The sequence below is a fragment of the Phyllobacterium sp. 1468 genome, assembly GCF_031455525.1.
Lineage (GTDB): Bacteria > Pseudomonadota > Alphaproteobacteria > Rhizobiales > Rhizobiaceae > Phyllobacterium.
In genome coordinates, this window is the sequence record NZ_JAVDSX010000005.1 from 165141 (window position 1) to 183835 (window position 18695).

Consider the following 18695-nt stretch of genomic DNA (forward strand, 5'->3'; position numbering starts at 1 on the left):
TGGAGGCCCGAATGGCAAGCGTCACATCAGGTGTCACTGACACCGCCAAGCCGAAGAAGGTTGTGTTCTACCGTCATTCCGTGGCGGTGCGCATCACCCACTGGTTGAATGTCTTGTGCCTGAGCTTCCTGCTGATGAGCGGCCTGCAAATCTTCAACGCCCATCCTAATCTCTATTGGGGTCAATATGGCGCCGATGCGCTTCCCGATCCTTCGTTCATTTCCATCGGCGCTGTCGAGGATGGCGACACGATCAAGGGTGTGACACGCGTCGGTTCGCTTTCACTGAATACGACCGGTGTGCTCGGCGCCTCGACCGAAGACGGTGAGCTCAGCCCGCGTGCTTTCCCTGCCTGGATCACCATCCCGAGCTATCAGGATCTTGCAACGGGCCGTCGCTGGCACTTCTTCTTCGCCTGGTTCTTCGTCATCAATGGTCTAGTTTATCTGCTCTATGGCCTGATCGGCCGGCATTTCCGCCGCGATCTGGTACCGACCAAGGACCAATTGACGCCTAGCCATCTGGTGCAGGAGATAGCGGACCATGCGCGGCTGAAGTTTCCCAAGGGCGAGAAAGCGCGACACTATAATTCGCTGCAGAAGCTGACCTATATGGCCATTGTCTTCATCGTCCTGCCGTTGATGGTGCTGACCGGCCTAACCATGTCGCCCGGTTTCAACGCGATTTTCCCCTGGCTGCTCGACGTCTTCGGTGGCCGGCAGTCGGCCCGTACCCTCCATTTCATCAGCGCATCGCTCATCGTCATCTTCGTTATCGTCCACATTGTCATGGTGCTGGTTTCCGGCGTCTGGAACAATCTGCGATCGATGATCACCGGCTACTACGCGCTGAAATTTGAACAAAAAGACGAGGTGTCGAAATGAGCTTCGATCTCACCCGCCGCCGCTTCCTGATCGGCTCGAGTGTCGCGGCAACAGGGCTGCTCACAGGCTGTGATGCGATGGTGCAAAGCACGACCGTCAACGACATCCTGCAAAAAGCTGAGTCCCTGTCCATGGGCGCGCAGCGTCTGCTGATGTCGCAGCAGACGCTGGCACGCGAATTTTCCGAGGCTGATCTGTCACCGGTCTTCAAGGCAAATGGCACCTCACAGCCCGACAGCGAGGACTATGCCCGCATGACGGAGAACAATTTCGCCGACTGGAAGCTCGTTGTGAACGGCATGGTGAAAACGCCGCTGAACCTCTCGCTCGCCGACCTCAAGGCGATGCCGTCACGCACCCAGATCACCCGGCACGACTGCGTCGAAGGCTGGAGCGCCATTGGCAAGTGGACCGGCGTTCCGCTCGGCCTCGTGCTGGAAAAGGCCGGTCTTGCGCCTGGCGCCCGCTATGCGGTTTTCCATTGTGCCGACGATCTCGAACCTTCGCTCGATGGCAGCGGCCGCTATTATGAAAGCATCGATCTCGTCGATGCCTGGCATCCGCAGACGATCCTTGCTTATGGTATGAACGGCAAGGACCTCGAAGTCGCCCACGGTGCGCCGCTGCGGCTGCGTGTCGAACGCCAGCTCGGCTACAAGCACGCCAAATACGTCATGGGTATCGAGCTCGTGGACAGTTTCAAGAACCTGGCGGGAGGCAAAGGCGGCTTCTGGGAGGATCGAGGGTACGAGTGGTACGCCGGTATCTGAGACCCTTCGATTTCTTCGTACCGATGGCCATCTGACGCTGTTTTCTGCGCGTCCGATGCTCACGGACCAATAAGCGTGCTGCGCTCCGGTTCTCGAAAACCACACCAGCCGACTCAGGCAGAACTTTCAAAAAGTCTTCGCGTCGCGTGCCAGTTATACTCATTATCGTGAAATTTTAGCGCTAATCCTTCAAATCAAGGCTGGCCTGCACCATATGCGTGGACGAAGTGTCACAGGACACGCATAGAGGAGTTCATCTGCATGCCGCTTTACCTTTCTCGCCTTGGCCGGATTGCCGCGATATTCGTCATAGGATTGGCGGTATCGTTCAGCGCTGTCTATGAGGCCGATGCCCGGCGTGCCGGCGGTTTTGGCGGCGGTGGTTTCGGCAGCCGCGGCTCACGCACCTTCCAGGCACCTGCGCCAACACGCACGGCACCAGCACCGGCTGCGCCGATCGAGCGTTCGATGACGCCGAGGCCGCAAAACCAGCCGGGCGCTACGGCGCCGACGGCGGCGCAGCAACGTCCGGGATTGTTCGGCGGCATGGGCCGTTCGCTGCTGGGCGGCCTGCTGCTCGGCGGCCTGCTAGGCGCCTTCCTCGGATATGGCTTCGGCGGCGCGGCAGGCATGCTCGGCATGCTTTTGCAGATCGCATTAGTGATCGGAGCGGTCATGCTGGCCATGCGCTTCTTCCGTTCGCGCCAGTCTTCGCCGGCGGCAGCCGGTCCGACGCAAGGTTTTGGACGCAACGCCTACGATGAAGAGCCGTCGAACGTCTCGCCGATGCGCGTGCCGACGATCGGCTCTGCCTCGAACCAGAATATGGCGGGGCAGGCTCCTGCGGGTAACGGTCGGGGCTATGCATCGGCGGGCCTTGCTGCGGCATCGGATGAAATCGGCCTCAAGCAGGATGATCTCGACACGTTCGAGAAGCTTCTGACCGAGGTGCAGACGGCCTATGGCAAAGAGGATTACGCGACGCTGCGCAATCTTACCACGCCGGAAGCCATGTCCTACCTCGCGGAAGAGCTCGGGCAGAATGCGACGGACGGGCTGCGCAACAGTGTGTCCGATGTGAAGCTCCTGCAGGCCGATATCGCCGAAGCCTGGGCCGAAGGCGACGCGCAATACGCGACAACGGCCATGCGCTACGAGAGCGTCGATTCGATGGTGGACAGGCAGACCGGTCGCGTGGTCAAGGGCGATGAAGAGCACCCGTCACAGACGACCGAGGTCTGGACGTTCGTGCGCAAGCCCAACTCGGACTGGAAGCTGGCGGCCATTCAGGACGCCGCCTGAGGGACCCCTGCCACTCCACCCAAATGGCCATCTGGCTGATTCTTAGATGGTCTCTCTCGAAGGATATAAACCCGGCACTCGTGCCGGGTTTTCTGTTAGCACCGACGGAATACTAGATCAGCTTTTCGAGCGTGATCGGCAAATCTCGGACCCGTATGCCGGTGGCATGGTAGACCGCGTTGGCAATGGCCGGCGCGACACCGACAATGGCGAGTTCGCCTACGGCTTTGCCGCCGAGGATCGAAGCGTTCGTATCCGGGACGCCGACCGAAATCACCTTCAGATCGGGAATATCCGCATTGGTCGGAACGAGGTAGTCGCCGAGGTTGTTGTTCATCACGTGGCCGTTGCGCTGATCGACAAGGCCTTCCTCGAGAAGGGCCTGACCGATGCCCATGATGATCCCGCCCTTCCACTGACTTTCGGCCAGCTTGGGATTGTAGAGCCGGCCCGAATCCAGAGCCGACACCATGCGGGAAACGCGAACCGTGCCGAAATCAACATCGACCCGCACCTCGACGAAATGTACGCACCAGCTGTGCATCGAGTAGTCGCCCTCGGTGGGTGAAAGCATGGTCGAGATCGTCGTGAAGTTGCGGAAATGGTCATCCTTGTTGCGCAAGCTTTCCGGCAGCGTGTTGCGCAGCGCCTCGATACGATCTCGACCTGTGCGGCGCATCACGTCGGCGATGGCAACGCTTGAACCCGCATCGCGCGGTGATGACATCTGCCCGCCCTCGATGGTGAGCGTATTGGCCTGCAGGTCGCGGAACGGCGAATTCTGATCGTTGATGGCAAGGCCAATCAGTTCATCGCGCGCGGCGAGAGCTGCTACGTGCACGGCGCCGGTCATCAGATTGGCAAGCTGGGAACCACCGGCAACCGGGGCGCGCGGCAATGCAGAGTCGCCGAGCTTGACGACGACTGTCTCGACCGGCACGCCGATCGCCTCGGCCGCGGTTTGCGCGAGGATCGTATAGGTGCCCTGACCCATATCAATGCCGCTGCTGGCGACCTCGACGGTGCCATTGCTGAGGATCCGGACCATTGCTTCGCCGGGCGTACGGCGAACCGGGTATGTGCCAGCCGCTACGCCGTAACCGATCAGCTGCTTGCCTTCGCGCATGGAGCGGACGCTTGGGCTGCGTTTCGCCCAGCCGAAAGCTTCAGCGCCCGCGGCATAGGCTTCACGCAAGCGGCGCGTCGACCACGGCTTTTTGGCGTGCGGATCCTCTTCGGCGTAGTTGAGCAGACGGATATCGAGCGGATCGATGCCGACTTCGTAGGCCAGTTCGTCGATGGCGCATTCGATGCCGAAGGCGCTGGGGTTTTCACCGGGAGCGCGCAAGGCGCCCGGCTTGACCGTATTTACCGGCACGATGTTCTGGCGCGACGAAAAGTTCGGAACCGCATACATGATCGAGGTGACCGAGCCCAATGGTTCGACGGCGACGTCGTCCATCGACGTCTCATTGGCACTGCGGTGCACGATCGACAGCAATTTGCCTTCGCGGGTTGCACCGAGTGCGATGGTCTGCCGTGTCGCGGGCCGACCGCCGAAAGCGGTGAATGTCTGCGGCCGCGTGATGGCAAGCTTGACGGGACGGTCGAGCATTCTCGCTGCAATGGCCGCAACCGCTCCGTAGCGCGTTGGCAGCGCCTTGGAACCGAAGCCGCCGCCGATGTAGGGCGACAGCATGCGCACATTCTCGAATGGAATGCTGAACCATTCCGCATAGGTGCGGGACATGCCGTCGATCCACTGGCTCGGCTCCCAAAGGGTCAGCATATCGCCTTCCCAATGAGCAATCAGGCCGTGCGGCTCGATGGGCACGTTGTATTCGCGCGGTGTCTTGTATTCCTGCTCTATGCGGACGGGAGCAATGGCTAGCGCAGCTTCAGCATCGCCCCATTCCTTCGTCATCATATCGATCGGATAGCCCTCGCCGGATCGCGGATCATCGAAACTCGAAATCGGTGCGGTCTCTTCATAGGTAACCTTGACGAGCGCTGCGGCAGCGGTCGCCTGCTCGAAGGTCTCGGCAATGACAGCAGCGATGTGCTGGCCGGCGAAGGTGATCTCGCGCGCCAGCGGCTCGTAGGGAACGGCCGGCGGCGGTGCTCCGGTCCAGTCGGTGGCGGTCTTGATCGTCAAGGCGTTGTCGGGTGTCAGGACCATGAGAACGCCGGGATAGGCCTCGGCTGCGCTCGTATCGATAGCGACGACGCGGCCGGAAGCGATCGTGCTGTCCACGATGACTGCGTAGACCATGCCCTCCGGTGCGTGTTCCATCGCATAATCGGCAGCGCCGGTGATCTTCGCCGGGCCGTCGATGCGGGCAAGACGCCCGCCGAGCAATCCGTCTGAGGCGTCGCCGTGTTTTATTCTGGTGTCGACAATGGTCATGCCAAAGCTCCCGATTTCAGGATGGCGCGTTCAACGACGCGGGGGGCGAGCTCGATCTTGTAGTGATTGCCGCCATGGGCAACGGCGCCCTCGACAGCGAGACGGCTGGCACTCTTGATCGTGTCCGGCTCAAGGACCCTGCCGCGAAGGGCGTCTTCGACCGAGCGGGCCCGCCAGGGTTTCGTCGCCACGCCGCCGAGACCGATCCGGATGTCGCGAATGGTTTCCTGATCCGCCTCGAACTCGATGCCGACTGCAGCGCTTGCGGCGGCGAACTCATAGGACTGGCGGTCACGCACCTTCAAATAGGTGGAGTGCCGCGCGGCAGCCGAGGCCGGGATGGTGATCGCAGTGATCATCTCGCCGGGCTGCATTGCGTGTTCCTTGTGCGGTGTTTCGCCGGGCAAGAGGAAGAAATCATCGATGGGAACCTTGCGCTCGCCAAGATGCACGACGGCATCGAAGGCGATGAGCGCAGCGGCGAGATCACCCGGATAGGTTGCAATGCAGGCATTGCTGGTGCCGAGAACCGCATGGCCGCGATTGACGCCTTCCATGGCGGAGCAGCCGCTGCCCGGAACGCGTTTGTTGCAGGCGGGAAAGCTTGCCGGGTCGCGGAAATAGGCACATCGCGTGCGCTGCAGGAGATTGCCGCCGATTGTCGCCATGTTGCGGATCTGCGCCGAGGCCGCCTGCCAAAGCGCCTCCGATACCGCGGGAAACCCGGCAAGGATTGCGGGATCGGCAGCGACGCGGCTCATTCTTGCGAGCGCGCCGATGAAAGCGCCTTCGGCATCGACACGGATCGCATCGAGACCCTTGAGGTGGGTGATGTCGACAACCCGTTCAGGTGAATTGACACCGCATTTGGCGAGATCGAGCAAAGTGGTGCCGCCGGCGAGCAGCATGGTTGCGGGCATGGCCGCAGCGCTGCAGGCTTCGTCGACCGAGCCGGCGCGAAGATAGGAGAAATCTCTCATGACATGACCTTTGCAGCTTCGCGGACCGCCTCGACGATGTGCGGATAGGCACCGCAACGGCAGAGATTGCCCGACATATACTCGCGGATTTCCTCATCGGAGCCGGCATGGCCCTCGCGGATGCAGGAAACGGCGGACATGATCTGGCCCGGCGTGCAGTAGCCGCACTGGAAGGCGTCATGTTCGAGGAAGGCGGACTGGACCGGGTGCAGTTCGGCTCCCGGATCGGACAGCCCTTCGATGGTCGTGACCGCGCGGCCTTCGACCTGAACCGCCAGCGTCAGACAGGAAAGCACACGCTCGCCGTCGACATGGACAGTGCAGGCACCGCATTGGCCCTGGTCGCAGCCTTTCTTGGTACCGGTAAGTTCCAGGTGATCACGCAGCGCATCCAGAAGGGTCACGCGCGGTTCAACGGCGAGGGACTGTATCCGGCCATTGATTTCGAGATTGATGGTGGTTTGATTGCTCATGGGAGTCCTGCTCCAGTATGCTTGGGAAGAGTCCAGCGGGGCCACCAGCGTTCAGTTGCGTTCAAGGCGCAAAAAACATGACATGCAGGCCCCAAATAGGGTATTAGTCCGGAGGTAACGATATAATCGGAGGTGCCTCCGTTTCCTGAACATAACGTCTTGATCACGTGGGTTCAAGCCCCAATCGCCTGTGGAGCCGAAATATTGGATCATAAGGAGCTGCCCGAATTGAAGGAAGCGAAACCACCGGCATCCACAAAGCGGTTGCGGGCGGATGCTAGCCGGAATCGGGAGAAGCTCATCGGAGTTGCTGCAATTGAATTTGCCGAACGCGGCGGCAGCGCCTCCCTTGAAGAAATAGCGCGCAAGGCCGGCGTTGGCATAGGCACGCTTTACCGGCATTTTCCAACGCGCGAACATCTCGTCGAAGTGGTTTACCGCCGGGAGGTCGAGGTGCTTTGCTCTGCCGCGGATGAACTCGCACAGCACAATGCTCCGGATGTGGCGCTCGCCGAATGGATGCAGCGCTTCGTCGACTATATCGCAGCCAAGCGCGGCATGGCCAACAGCCTGCGCATCCTATTCGATGCGAATTCGGAGGTATTTGCCAATACGTCCGGTATGATCGCATCGGCTCTTCAACGTCTCGTCGATGCTGCCGTGGCAGACGGTTCCGTCCGCAGTGATATTGATATATCGGATATTTCTCAGGCATTGTCGGGGATCTATTCAGCGCCGGATACGTCCGATTGGCGCGACCGATCCCGCCGCCTTGTCGCGCTTTTGATGGACGGGCTTCGCTGGGGGTCGGCAAAATCCCGACGATGAATTTTGCGTGGTTTGCGCTTTCACAGGCTCAGGCGCTCACCAGAGGGTGGTTGCACCTTCCATGACAACAAAGAGAAAAGAGAACCATCGTGCTGACAACGCCCTCCGCCTTTGACAAGAAATATGCTGCCTTCCTTTTCGACATGGATGGCACGTTGATCAATTCCACGGCCGCGGCAGAGCGGGTCTGGGCAAGATGGGCGGAAGAACAGGGGCTCGACGTCAAGACGTTCCTGCCGACCATGCATGGCGCCCGCGCGGTGGATACGGTGCGCCGGCTGGGTTTGCCTGGCGTCGATCCCGAAAAAGAAGCCACCAAGATCACCGATGCCGAAATCCTCGATGTTGAGGGAATTGTGCCGTTGCCCGGCGCCGTGGAGTTTCTGAAGGCACTGCCGCGGGAAAGATGGACAATCGTCACCTCGTCGCCGCTCGAACTGGCGAGGCGCCGATTGGCCGCAGCGGGGATTCCCGTGCCGGACAATCTCGTCACCGCCGAAGACGTCACGATCGGCAAGCCAAACCCGGACTGCTACCTGCTGGCGGCGCGCAAGCTTGGTGTAGACGCGAAAGATTGTCTCGTCTTCGAGGACGCCGTACCGGGCATTCTGGCAGGCGATGCCGCCGGCGCCGATGTGATGGTGATCACCGCCACACACAAGCACCCTATCGAGACTGCTCATGCGACCATTCACGACTACCAGGACCTGCACACGCAGGTCGATGCGGAGGGGCGGCTTTTCCTGAGAGCCTGAAAATTCGTCATGGAGGCTGCAAACGGCGGTTTCTGCGTTCCAATGCTTGCGCAGCCAAACGTAGGCTGCGGTTCGGTGCTCGAAACCCGCCGTGTTCGCCACCCTTGGCAGATTTTTGTTGGGGCCCCGAGCGATCAGTCGACGCATAAGCCCGATCAGTTAACCGTTCCCGAGATCCCCGTGGAATTCGGCAATGGGACCCTTATTTGCGGGGTTGACGAAAACAGCAGTTTTATAAAACTGCGAAATGCCATGACCTGCCGCTCGATCCTTGAAGGGTCACTCAGTGCCTTGGACATGATGATGCTGCCGTCAACGACACAGGAAAGCATGTCCGCCACATCGTCGAAATCAATAGGGTCGCGTGGAGCGTGCTCGCGTGCGATATTGTCGAGAATGGCGCGGAATCTGGCGTTCCATGCTTCAACTGACCGCGCCGTCAGGTTCAGGACTTCTCGGTCGAACTGACGCTCCTGATAGCAAATGCAGGCGATAAGGCAGCCGGGGTGACCGTTGGGCAGATCGGACATGACCTCGGCGAGGAGCTTCAGGCTGATCAGGAATGCCTGGAGCGGATCATCCGAAAGTTGGTGGCCCCGCTCGATAACATCGTCGAACACCCGGTCGTTGGCGCAGACGTAGCGTTTCAACATCATGTGCGCGAGTTCGTTCTTGTCCTTGAAGTGATAGAAAAACCCGCTTTTCGTGATGCCCGCCTCGGCGATAATCTCCTCTATCGAGGTCGCCGCGAAGCCCTTGGCCAGCACTGACATCTCGGCGATTTCCAGAATACGTTCGCGGGTTTCGTCCCCCTTGCGCATGATATTGTCCCCCGGAATACTGTACCTCCGGTACGGTTTCGGCTGTTTGAGTGTAGCACGGGGGAGGGTTCTGTCGCCACGCTATCGCCTATCAGATTGAATTCACTCGTGTTTTTCCGTATGTTGAACAACCCGACCATGAGGTTGCTAGATTGCGTCAAGTGAAAGGCGCAAAACAGAACATGCCGGGTGGAGAGCATCAGCCCATACCGGTCACTCTTGGAAGGGATGATAATCATGGCCAAGTACCGCAAAAACCTGCCGCAACTCGCGGGGACCACTTTCATCAGTGACGGTGGCATGGAGACGACATTCATCTTTCAAGACGGGATCGATCTTCCAGAATTCGCATCCTTTGTTTTGATGGCGACGCCGGAAGGCAGACAGCGATTGAAAGACTACTACATCAGTTATCTCACGATCGCTCGCGAGAACGGCACCGGCTTCATCCTCGAGACGCCGACATGGCGGGCAAACCCCGACTGGGGCGCCAAGCTCGGCTATGACGCAGAAGGCCTGCGTGCAATCAACCGGGATTCGGTCGATCTGCTGCTTGAACTCCGCAGTGAGTTTGAGACGGCTGCGACGCCTTGCGTGATCGGCGGAGCAATTGGACCGCGCGGCGATGGCTACAAGGCTGGCAACATGAATGCCAGCGAGGCGCAAACATACCATGCGGCGCAGATAGAGAGTTTTGCACAAACCGAAGCGGACATGGTCGCGGCCTATACGTTGACCAACTACAAGGAAGCCATCGGTGTCGCAAAAGCTGCCGAGACCTATGCCATGCCCAGCGTCATCTCGTTCACGGTCGAGACCGACGGAAAACTGGTGACCGGTCTTTCGCTCGGGGATGCGATCAATCGGGTCGACGATGCAACCGGAGGTTCGCCGGCCTACTATATGATCAACTGTGCGCACCCGAGCCATTTCGTCGATGCACTGGAGAAGGGCGAGGCGTGGCTCGACCGCGTGCGCGGCATCAGGGCGAACGCTTCGACCAAGAGCCATGCGGAACTCGATGATTCAGTTGCGCTTGATTCCGGAGATCCTGTCGATCTCGGGCGGTGGTACAAAGGGCTGACCAGTTCATTCCCGAAAATGCGGATTCTTGGCGGGTGCTGCGGCACGGACCATCGCCACGTTGCGGCGATCTGCGAGGCTTGTTCAACGCAAACAGCCTAGGTTGCTCGTTTGACCACTGTTTGCCTTCCTTCATGCTCGCGAAACTGGTAAAGCGGGGCCGGATCGAGTATCCGGCCCCGCAATGGCGAGGAGGGAAGGGATGCAGGACATGAATATCGGGCTATGGGACTTCGCACTGCGGCTTTACAAAGCCCCCGACGTCGCCGATGCATGCCTGGCATTGCAGGAACGCAATGGCGTCGATGTGCCTGTGCTGTTGTTCGCTGCCTGGCTCAGGCATGGTTCCATCGCACTTTCTCCAGCAAAGACAGTGCAAATTATCGGGCTGGTCGACGAATGGCGCGATGATGTCGTTGCCCCATTGCGCGCCATCCGCCAGCGCATGAAGACCGGACCAAAACCGGGGCCCGACAAACACACGGAAAACCTGCGCGAAGCCGTGAAAGCTGCCGAACTTTCCGCAGAACGCATCGAGCTTATGGAACTTGAAACGGCAGGGCTGGCACTCGCGACGATTTCAGACGATAGCAACCGTTCGACCGATGAGAACCTTCCACTCGTCGTGCGTTATTATCATGGCTCGACTCTGGATTCCGAAGCTCGCAAATCTATCGCAATAGTGGAACGGGCAATAGAGCAAATTTTGTCTAAATAGAACGGGCCTGATTGGTCTATGAGTCCTGCTGGCCGGCTTCGTCTTCTTTCCAGCGCTTGACGAGCGGCAGATTGATATCGAACAGATCCAAGGCGCGACCGACGGTCTGGTTGACCATGTCGTCGATGGTCTTGGGCTTGCTGTAAAACGCCGGAACGGGCGGCATGATGATGGCGCCATTGCGCGTGGCCTGATCCATCAGCGCGATGTGCCCGGCATGGAGCGGCGTTTCGCGGAGCAGCAAAACGACGCGGCGGCGCTCCTTGAGGCAGACATCGGCGGCGCGCACGATCAATTCGTCATTGTAGCAATTGGCGATGCCGCTCAAGGTTTTCACCGAGCAGGGCGCAACCAGCATGCCGGCGGTGCGGAATGATCCCGACGAGATGGCGGCGCCAATATCGCGGTAGTTGTAGAGCTTGTCGCCTAGGCTGCGGATTTCTTCAGCACTCATGTCGAGTTCGTCGGCGGCGGTGCGCAGTGCGGATGGTGAGACGATCGCGTGCGTCTCGACGTCTTCAACTTCGCGCAGGAGTTGCAAGGCACGAACGCCATAAATGACACCGGAGGCCCCGGTTATGGCGATGATCAGACGGCGCATGACTAGTTCGCCGACTCCGAAGCATGAAGCGCCGAGCGGGCGGAGTGGGCAACATGCTCCTCCGCAGCAGCCTTTGCAGCGGCCTTGTCGCGTTTGGCGATGGAAGTGACGATTTTCTCAATTTCCGCGATGCTCTGGACGCGCCGCTCGGGACGCACCACGGAACGCCGGCGCAGCGGGGAGGTCAGCACCGTCAGCTTGCTGAGAACACCGAACGCAATGGGATTGCGTGCGCCGGTGCAGATGCGGTCGTAGAAATCGCGTTTGCTGGCGACGATTTCCTCGGCGTTGCCATGCAGGTAAGCTTCCTTCAACCGCAGGAAATGCGCTTTCAAGGCTTCGACCTCGGTATCAGGCGCATTCTCGATGAACTGTTCGACGATCAAGGGTTCGAGCACGCCGCGGATGCGATAGATATTTTCCGCATCCTCGGATGTCACGGTGACCACGGCAAGACCGCGATTGTTGAGGTCGGTAAGAATGCCTTCGGACTGCAACTGGCGCAGCGCCTCGCGCAGCGATGTGCGGCTGACATTGAGCTGCTGGCACAGGTCTTTTTCCACAAGACGCGTACCCGGCTCCAGCAATCCTGTCTCGATTGCGCGCCGCAGCGACTTCATGATCTTGTTTCTCAGCGGCGCAGACTCATGTGTAAGCGGACCGAATGGTTCCATGACCGGATCGTTCATTTTATCCTCGCAATGCTGCTGCCTGCGTTGTGTTGCTCGTCCCTCAGCGCCGACCCCCGCCGGCGCTGAAACTATATCAGAATCGGGCGATAATCGCCTGATTATGCTTTCTTTTCAATATCGCGCGCCGGTGTTTCGGGTTTCATACCACCTTTACGCCGGGAGAAAGTGTTTTCGCCATTGGCGCGCCAGTCGCCGCTGACTGCCTTCTCGGCAAAGTTGCTCCACACCTCGCTCCAGTCGCCGAGCGAATAACCGTGCCATGGCGGCTGCGGCGAGAGTGGCGGCAATTGCAGATTTTCCCATATCTCGCGGGCCCGGACCATGTAGGGTTCCGCAGGCAGAGCGAGGGGCGGCATGGGTGCTTTCAAGGTGGCATCGATGAGAAGGGTGCCTTCGGCATTCTTGTTTGCCGATTTTGGCCCATGCCCGCCCGAGCGGTAGGGCGTCACATGCACATCGTCAATCATATTGGCACGGTAGGCGAGCGACCAGAAAACGGCGTCGGCGTTGCGGGCATCAATATCGTCAGAGACGGCGATGACGATCTTGCCGCACTGCGCCTGAAGCATCGCTGCACCCTGCAGACCACGCCAGATCTCGGACTGCGGCGCGCTGCGGTCGAATTCCAGGAAGATAACCTTGCGGATGTTGGTCAAGGGCTCATGCATGACGACGCGCTTGATACCCTTGATGTTGAGCACCTTCTTCAGGTGGTTGAAGAACAGCGGCTCATAGGCAACGCGCTTGAGAACGCTCGACTCGCTGGGGGTTACCTGACTGACGATCGAGACAAGCACGGGCTTGCGCTTGCGGGTGATGGCCGTCACGCGCATCGACATGTTGAAATCCTCGAGCGCCACGTGGCCATGGCTTTCGCCAAAGGGGCCTTCCGGCTCGAGCAACTCCGTGTCGATCAGGCCTTCAATGACGATTTCGGCGTCGGCCGGCACTTCGAGATCGATGGTCTTGCACTTGACGATGCGAACGGCCTCGCCGATGAGACCGCCGGCGACACCGAGTTCGTCCTGATCGATCGGCAGCTTCTGCGGCCCGGTGAAAAGTACGGCGGGCGCGCAGCCGATAACGATGGCGCAGGGCATGGGTTCGCCGCGCTTCTGATACTTCAGCCAATGCTGATAACCGCCAGCACCGGACAGGCGGCTTGCCATGCGCACGCCGAGCCGGTCTTCGGCTTTCAGCGCCGCGCGGTAGGTACCCATGTTGCGGATGCCATTTTCCGGATCGCGCGTGACGCAAAGCGTCGCGGTGAAATAGGGGGCGCTGTCGAAACCCGGTGTCGATACCGGAACCGGCAAGCTGCCAAGGCCCCGGCCTTCGCGCTTGAGATCATCGCCCGTGATAACGACTTCCTGGCACGGCGCGTCCTCGACCATGATGGGGTCGATGGGGTTTTCCATGGCGTTGACCCAGACATCGCCGATCTCGCTCTCGGAAACCCCAAGACCGATGGCATAGATTTCCGGCGAAGCCGCGAGGACCCCGACTGCAACCGGCATATCGTATTTTTCGCCTTTCGCATCCTTCACATCGGTGAAAAGAAAGCCGCGCCGCTGCGATTCGGCCAAGCCGCCCTGGAACTGCCAGCGTGCCAGTGGATGCAGTTCGCTATCCTTGTCGATGGGCACCTGAATCCGCGTCAGCAGGCCACGTTCTTCCAGCCGTTCCAGATGTTCTTGCAGGTCCAATGGAGCCTTGCGCTTGTGCGTCGTCATGTAAGTCTCATTCTCCCGAAGATGCGCTTCTCCAGTGCCGGACAGGCGAGATGAAAAGCGCAAAACCCACTCATAATCATAAGAGCGATCCGCCCAATCAGAAAGATATTGCATCTTTTCGATTGCATTACTCCGACATACTGTCATACATTAATACGAAGAGCAACAGGATGTCGCCGGCGTAATTTCAGCCGGTAAGGGTAGAGGGATCTATGGGAAGCCCACTTCATAAAAGCGCGACCGGACTTGGGACAGCGGTACTGGAAAAGCCTGAGGCGACCGATCTGTCGCCGGAAATGAAGCTTGTGCGCGATGCGTTGTTCCGACATGTCGGAAAGCCGCTTCCGCGCAAGGAAGACGGGCGGCTCATTACCGGCAAGGGCCGGTTTTCCGACGATTTCAGTCTGCCCGGGCAGACCTTCGCTGCGATGGTCCGCTCGCCATACCCGCATGCGCGGATCCTCGGCATCGACACGTCCGAAGCGCTGGCCAGCCCCGGCGTTCTGACGGTGTTGACCGGTGCAGACCTGTTGGCCGACGGGCTCGAACCTATCCCGCACAATCCGGTTCCCTCGACGAAATTCGACGTGAAGCTGACCGCTGCGGGCGGCGGCATACCCTTCACAGGTCCACACTATCTGCTCCCGGCCGACAAAGCCCGCCACGTGGGCGAAGCCGTGGCTGTGGTGGTTGCCGAGACAGCGGCCCAGGCGGCGGATGCAGCTGAAAAGGTGTTCGTCGACTACGAGGAATTGCCGCACGTCACCGAAACCGCAAAGGCCGCACTCCCCGGCGCGCCTGCCGTGTGGGACGAGGTGCCGGACAATGTCTTCATCGACTCGAGTTTTGGCGACGAAGCGGCGACAAAAACAGCCTTCGCGGCGGCGGATCACGTGGTAAAGGCCGAATTTCATATCGGCCGTGTGACCGCGGTACCGATCGAGCCGCGCTCGTCGCTCGGTCATTTCGACCCGGAGACCGGGCGCTATACGCTTTATGCAGGCAGCGGCGGCGCCGTGCGACAGAAGGGCGAACTTGCCAAAGTTCTCGGTATCGAGCCGAAGGATCTGCGGGTGCTTTCATACGACGTCGGCGGCAATTTCGGCGCGCGCAATCGGGTTTATGTGGAGTTCGGTCTGGTGCTCTGGGCATCGAAAAAGGTCGGGCGGCCAGTCAAATACACGGCGACGCGTTCCGAGGCGTTTCTGACCGATTATCAGGGTCGCGACCTCATAACCAAAGTTGAACTCGCGCTTGATCGCGAAGGCACGTTCCTGGCTATGCGGGCGGATAATCTCAGCAATGTCGGTGGCCGCTGCGTGTCGCTGTCACCGCTCAGCAAAGGTTCCGGTCTTATCACCGGCTCCTATCACATTCCGGTGGCGACGCTGCGCGCCCGTGCAGTCTTTACCAATACGATGTGCACGCAGGCCTACCGCAGTTCCGGCCGGCCGGAAGTAACCTACGCGATCGAGCGTCTCGTCGAGAAGGCCGCGCGCGAACTCGGTTTCGACAAGCTCGAACTGCGCCGCAGGAACCTCGTTTCGCCGCACATGATGCCCTACACCAATGCCGTCGGCTCGATCTATGACAGCGGCGAATACGAAAAGAACATGGACCGCGCGCTCGAACTCGCCGACTGGGATGGCTTCGAGGTGCGCCGCGAGGAAGCGGCAGGTCGCGGCAAGTTGCTGGGCCGGGGTTTTGCCAATTACGTCGAGTCGTCCATCGGTTCACCGAAGGAACGCGCCGAGATCGAAATCAAGCAGGATGGCACAGTCGAAGTCGTCATCGGTACCCAGCCAAGCGGCCAGGGTCATGAGACGAGTTTCGCGCAAGTGGTCGCCGACATGATCCAGGTGCCTGTCGAAAAGGTCTGGATCGTCCTTGGAGATACCGACATTGTCAGCGTCGGCGGCGGGTCGCATTCGGGCCGTTCGATGCGGCATGCCGGAACCGTCATGGCCATGGCCTCCGCGGATCTCTTGAAGGAAGGCCGCCGGCGGGCAGCCGAACATTTCAGCGCAGACTTCGACGCTATCGATTTCGAAAGCGGTCACTTCAAGCTGCGCGGCACCAACCAGACGATCGATATCTTCACGCTTGGCAATCTGACGCGTGAGAAGGATGGGCCGTTGCGGGTGGCGCGTGACAATGAGATGCACACGCCGGTATTTCCGAATGGCGCGGCGATCTGCGAAGTGGAAGTTGATCCCGAAACGGGGCACGTCCTTATTACCAGCTACGCAACTGTGGACGATGTGGGCCGCTGCATCAATCCGCTTATCGTGCATGGCCAGACGCATGGCGGCATTGCGCAGGGCGTAGGGCAGGCGATGTGGGAACTATGTGCCGTCGATGCCTCGTCGGGCCAGCCGCTCGCCGGATCATTCATGGATTACGGCATGCCGCGCTCCGACAACATGCCTTCGTTCAAGTGCGAGATTGCCGAAGTGATTTCGCCGACCAACCCGCTTGGCATCAAGGCCGGCGGTGAAGGCGGGACGACGCCCGCGCTTGCGACGGTCGTCAACGCCGTCCTCGACGCGCTCAAGGACTACGGCGTTACCGACATCGATATGCCGGTCACCCCGCATGCGGTGTGGCGGGCCATTCATCAATCGAAAGGCGAGCGCGATGCTCGCGCGTCCTGAGGAGGATTTCTCGCAAATGACTGCCGAAACCAAGACCAATATCCGCATCATCGCATTTCCAGGTGCTCCCAACCTGCCGACATTTGCGGCGGTGGAGCAGGGGTTCTTCGCCGAAGAGAACCTGTCGGTCGATCTGACGTTGACCGGGAGCTCGGTCGAGCAGGCGCAGCGGACTGCCGCGGGTGAATTCGACATCGTCTTTACAGCATTTGACAATGTTGTCGCCTATGGCGAGGGACAGGGCGCCGCAGGCGCCGGGGTCGATCCGGGCTATGTCGTCCTCATGGGCGGAACGCAGCTCGAGCTTGCCATCGTTACGGCGCCCGAGATCAAGGAATATTCGGATCTCAAAGGCAAATCCGTCGCGCTTGATGCCCTCTCGACGGGGTTTGCCTTTGTGCTGTTCGATATGTTCGAAGACGGCGGACTGAAGCGGGACGAAGCGAACTACGCGCCGGTCGGTGCCACACCACAGCGGTGGCAATCGGTGAAGGGCGGAGAGCATGCCGCGACCTTGACCATCGAGCCATTCACCAGCATTGCCCGCCGTTCAGGCTTCAACGTGCTCGACGTCTCGACCCGGATCTACGACAGCTATCAGGGCGGCGTGGTTACGGCGCGTCGCGCTTGGGCAGCGGAGAATCGTGAAGCTGTTCGCGCGTTCATCCGCGGTTACCTGAAGGGCCTTGCCTGGGCGCTCGATCCGGCCAATCGCGAGGCGGCCGAACAGCTTTTGCAGGCGAAAATGCCGGAAATCCAGCCTGCTGCATTGCAGTCGGTGATGAATAGCCTGCTATCGCCGAAATCAGGCCTGACCCCAGATGCGAAAATTATTCCGGAAGGCATGAAGCGCGTGCTCGAATTGCGCTCGCGCTACGGTCTAACCGGGGCACCACTGACCGATCCGGGGAAATATCTGGACCTGTCGCACTACGAGGCCGTGACCGGCGCAAACTGAGAGGAGAAGTTTGATGGATCTCAAGGGCGAATATCGCATCGCTGCGCCGCGCGAGCATGTCTGGGCGCTGATCAATGACCCGCAGGCGCTGCGCGAATGCATCCCCGGGTGCAACAGCCTGGAAGGTTCGCTGGAGGATGGGTTTACCGCCCGGGTGACCACCAAGATCGGTCCGGTCAAAGCGACATTTGAAGGCGAAGTCACCCTGAGCAACGTTATAGCGCCCGAGAGCTATACGATCTCTGGAGCTGGCAAAGGCGGTATCGCCGGTTTCGCCAAGGGTGGCGCGGACGTCAACCTTGCCGATGCCGATGGCGAAACCGTCCTTACCTACGTCGCCAAGGCGCAGGTTGGCGGCAAGCTGGCACAGCTCGGTTCCCGGCTGATCGATTCGACCGCCAAGAAGCTTGCGGACGAGTTCTTCGCCAGCCTTGCCGCGCGAGCTGCGCCTGCTGATGCTGCGGCGGCAGTGATTGAAACACCGGCCGAGCGTCCCAAGGCCCGCTGGTTCTCCAGATAGTCAGAGGTACGAATCCATGTCCAAAGTTGCAATCACCGTCAACGGCACACTCCACACGAGGGAGGTCGAAGACCGTACATTGCTCGTCCAGTTCCTCCGCGATCATCTTGGCCTGACCGGAACACACGTGGGCTGCGATACGACGCAGTGCGGCGCCTGCACGGTCATCGTCGATGGCAAGGCCGTCAAATCCTGCACGATACTTGCGGCATCCATCGAGGGCGCATCGGTTTCCACGGTCGAAGGTCTGGCCGACGGCGACAAGCTGCATGATGTGCAGGCCGCCTTTCATGAGCATCACGGATTGCAGTGTGGTTTTTGCACGCCCGGCATGATCATGGCATCGGTCAACATGATCGAGCGTCATGATGGCGTCCTCGACGAAGCGACGGTTCGTCACGAACTCGAGGGTAATCTTTGCCGTTGCACGGGATATCACAACATTATCAAGGCGGTGCTCTCCGCCGCTGAAAAGCACCGCACGGCGCACCCCGTCGCAGCGGAATGAAGAAGGCA

Annotated in this window: 18 protein-coding genes; 11 read left to right on the forward strand and 7 right to left on the reverse strand. The window is 60.0% G+C overall.

What is annotated here, in order from left to right:
* The first annotated feature begins 11 nt into the window (after positions 1-11).
* The 3 genes from J2X72_RS15410 (at position 12) to J2X72_RS15420 (ending at position 2956) form a co-directional block, all read left to right on the forward strand.
* Complete coding sequence (locus J2X72_RS15410) at positions 12-884, forward strand: cytochrome b/b6 domain-containing protein (protein WP_310073257.1); 873 nt, start codon at positions 12-14, stop codon at positions 882-884.
* Entirely contained in the window at positions 881-1654 is a 774-nt protein-coding gene (locus tag J2X72_RS15415) for a molybdopterin-binding protein (RefSeq protein WP_210003207.1), read from the forward strand. The genes J2X72_RS15410 and J2X72_RS15415 overlap by 4 nt, the downstream gene beginning before the upstream one ends.
* Positions 1655-1915: 261 nt before the next feature.
* On the forward strand, positions 1916-2956 hold the full coding sequence (locus J2X72_RS15420; RefSeq protein WP_210003206.1) for a Tim44 domain-containing protein: 1041 nt from the start codon (positions 1916-1918) through the stop codon (positions 2954-2956).
* A 112-nt stretch (positions 2957-3068) separates the two neighbouring features.
* On the opposite strand, the gene J2X72_RS15425 is transcribed toward J2X72_RS15420, so the two are convergent.
* Genes J2X72_RS15425 through J2X72_RS15435 form a run of 3 tightly spaced genes read right to left on the reverse strand, consistent with a single transcriptional unit; the run spans position 3069 to position 6816 of the window.
* Complete coding sequence (locus J2X72_RS15425; RefSeq protein ID WP_310073258.1) at positions 3069-5363, reverse strand: xanthine dehydrogenase family protein molybdopterin-binding subunit; 2295 nt, start codon at positions 5361-5363, stop codon at positions 3069-3071.
* Positions 5360-6343: a xanthine dehydrogenase family protein subunit M gene (locus J2X72_RS15430; protein ID WP_310073260.1), complete on the reverse strand. Its 984-nt coding sequence runs from the start codon at positions 6341-6343 to the stop codon at positions 5360-5362. Before J2X72_RS15430 ends, J2X72_RS15425 begins: the two co-directional genes overlap by 4 nt.
* Positions 6340-6816, reverse strand: coding sequence for a (2Fe-2S)-binding protein (locus J2X72_RS15435; RefSeq protein ID WP_210003203.1), 477 nt, complete (start codon positions 6814-6816; stop codon positions 6340-6342). The genes J2X72_RS15430 and J2X72_RS15435 overlap by 4 nt, the downstream gene beginning before the upstream one ends.
* A gap of 204 nt (positions 6817-7020) precedes the next feature.
* Here J2X72_RS15435 and J2X72_RS15440 point away from each other — a divergent pair, with 204 nt between their 5' ends.
* Both J2X72_RS15440 and J2X72_RS15445 read left to right on the forward strand, forming a co-directional pair.
* On the forward strand, positions 7021-7644 hold the full coding sequence (locus J2X72_RS15440; RefSeq protein WP_310073262.1) for a TetR family transcriptional regulator: 624 nt from the start codon (positions 7021-7023) through the stop codon (positions 7642-7644).
* A gap of 92 nt (positions 7645-7736) precedes the next feature.
* Positions 7737-8399 (forward strand): HAD family hydrolase, encoded by a 663-nt coding sequence (locus J2X72_RS15445; RefSeq protein WP_405044731.1) that lies wholly within the window; start codon positions 7737-7739, stop codon positions 8397-8399.
* Positions 8400-8554: 155 nt separating this feature from the next.
* Here J2X72_RS15445 and J2X72_RS15450 read toward each other — a convergent pair whose 3' ends face one another.
* Positions 8555-9220, reverse strand: coding sequence for a TetR/AcrR family transcriptional regulator (locus tag J2X72_RS15450; protein ID WP_310073263.1), 666 nt, complete (start codon positions 9218-9220; stop codon positions 8555-8557).
* Positions 9221-9457: 237 nt separating this feature from the next.
* Between J2X72_RS15450 and J2X72_RS15455 the strand changes: the two genes are divergently transcribed.
* Positions 9458-10405: a homocysteine S-methyltransferase family protein gene (locus tag J2X72_RS15455; protein ID WP_310073265.1), complete on the forward strand. Its 948-nt coding sequence runs from the start codon at positions 9458-9460 to the stop codon at positions 10403-10405.
* A 100-nt stretch (positions 10406-10505) separates the two neighbouring features.
* Positions 10506-11021, forward strand: coding sequence for a TIGR02444 family protein (locus J2X72_RS15460; protein ID WP_210003199.1), 516 nt, complete (start codon positions 10506-10508; stop codon positions 11019-11021).
* 16 nt (positions 11022-11037) lie between these two features.
* Here the strand turns inward: J2X72_RS15460 and J2X72_RS15465 are convergent, their stop codons facing one another.
* The 3 genes from J2X72_RS15465 to J2X72_RS15475 form a co-directional block, all read right to left on the reverse strand.
* On the reverse strand, positions 11038-11622 hold the full coding sequence (locus J2X72_RS15465) for a UbiX family flavin prenyltransferase (RefSeq protein WP_310073267.1): 585 nt from the start codon (positions 11620-11622) through the stop codon (positions 11038-11040).
* A gap of 2 nt (positions 11623-11624) precedes the next feature.
* On the reverse strand, positions 11625-12311 hold the full coding sequence (locus J2X72_RS15470; RefSeq protein WP_210003197.1) for a GntR family transcriptional regulator: 687 nt from the start codon (positions 12309-12311) through the stop codon (positions 11625-11627).
* Between the two features lie 101 nt (positions 12312-12412).
* Positions 12413-14047, reverse strand: a complete 1635-nt coding sequence (locus J2X72_RS15475; protein WP_310073269.1) for a UbiD family decarboxylase — start codon at positions 14045-14047, stop codon at positions 12413-12415.
* Positions 14048-14259: 212 nt separating this feature from the next.
* Here J2X72_RS15475 and J2X72_RS15480 point away from each other — a divergent pair, with 212 nt between their 5' ends.
* From J2X72_RS15480 to J2X72_RS15495, 4 genes are read left to right on the forward strand one after another with little or no spacing between them, the layout of a single operon-like run.
* On the forward strand, positions 14260-16701 hold the full coding sequence (locus J2X72_RS15480; RefSeq protein ID WP_310073271.1) for a xanthine dehydrogenase family protein molybdopterin-binding subunit: 2442 nt from the start codon (positions 14260-14262) through the stop codon (positions 16699-16701).
* A 16-nt stretch (positions 16702-16717) separates the two neighbouring features.
* Positions 16718-17659, forward strand: coding sequence for an ABC transporter substrate-binding protein (locus J2X72_RS15485; protein ID WP_310073272.1), 942 nt, complete (start codon positions 16718-16720; stop codon positions 17657-17659).
* Positions 17660-17672: 13 nt separating this feature from the next.
* Positions 17673-18179 carry a carbon monoxide dehydrogenase subunit G gene (locus J2X72_RS15490; RefSeq protein ID WP_210003193.1) on the forward strand — a complete coding sequence of 169 codons (507 nt, stop codon included), beginning with the start codon at positions 17673-17675 and terminating at the stop codon, positions 18177-18179.
* Positions 18180-18195: 16 nt separating this feature from the next.
* Positions 18196-18687 carry a 2Fe-2S iron-sulfur cluster-binding protein gene (locus J2X72_RS15495; RefSeq protein WP_310073275.1) on the forward strand — a complete coding sequence of 164 codons (492 nt, stop codon included), beginning with the start codon at positions 18196-18198 and terminating at the stop codon, positions 18685-18687.
* Positions 18688-18695 lie beyond the last annotated feature (8 nt).

Coding starts and splice junctions, on each gene's coding strand:
- J2X72_RS15410 (WP_310073257.1), top strand. CDS start 12: ATGGCAAGCGTCACATCAGGTGTCACTGACACCGCCAAGCCGAAGAAG.
- J2X72_RS15415 (WP_210003207.1), top strand. CDS start 881: ATGAGCTTCGATCTCACCCGCCGCCGCTTCCTGATCGGCTCGAGTGTC.
- J2X72_RS15420 (WP_210003206.1), top strand. CDS start 1,916: ATGCCGCTTTACCTTTCTCGCCTTGGCCGGATTGCCGCGATATTCGTC.
- J2X72_RS15425 (WP_310073258.1), bottom strand. CDS start 5,363: ATGACCATTGTCGACACCAGAATAAAACACGGCGACGCCTCAGACGGA.
- J2X72_RS15430 (WP_310073260.1), bottom strand. CDS start 6,343: ATGAGAGATTTCTCCTATCTTCGCGCCGGCTCGGTCGACGAAGCCTGC.
- J2X72_RS15435 (WP_210003203.1), bottom strand. CDS start 6,816: ATGAGCAATCAAACCACCATCAATCTCGAAATCAATGGCCGGATACAG.
- J2X72_RS15450 (WP_310073263.1), bottom strand. CDS start 9,220: ATGCGCAAGGGGGACGAAACCCGCGAACGTATTCTGGAAATCGCCGAG.
- J2X72_RS15455 (WP_310073265.1), top strand. CDS start 9,458: ATGGCCAAGTACCGCAAAAACCTGCCGCAACTCGCGGGGACCACTTTC.
- J2X72_RS15460 (WP_210003199.1), top strand. CDS start 10,506: ATGCAGGACATGAATATCGGGCTATGGGACTTCGCACTGCGGCTTTAC.
- J2X72_RS15465 (WP_310073267.1), bottom strand. CDS start 11,622: ATGCGCCGTCTGATCATCGCCATAACCGGGGCCTCCGGTGTCATTTAT.
- J2X72_RS15470 (WP_210003197.1), bottom strand. CDS start 12,311: ATGAACGATCCGGTCATGGAACCATTCGGTCCGCTTACACATGAGTCT.
- J2X72_RS15475 (WP_310073269.1), bottom strand. CDS start 14,047: ATGACGACGCACAAGCGCAAGGCTCCATTGGACCTGCAAGAACATCTG.
- J2X72_RS15480 (WP_310073271.1), top strand. CDS start 14,260: ATGGGAAGCCCACTTCATAAAAGCGCGACCGGACTTGGGACAGCGGTA.
- J2X72_RS15485 (WP_310073272.1), top strand. CDS start 16,718: ATGACTGCCGAAACCAAGACCAATATCCGCATCATCGCATTTCCAGGT.
- J2X72_RS15490 (WP_210003193.1), top strand. CDS start 17,673: ATGGATCTCAAGGGCGAATATCGCATCGCTGCGCCGCGCGAGCATGTC.
- J2X72_RS15495 (WP_310073275.1), top strand. CDS start 18,196: ATGTCCAAAGTTGCAATCACCGTCAACGGCACACTCCACACGAGGGAG.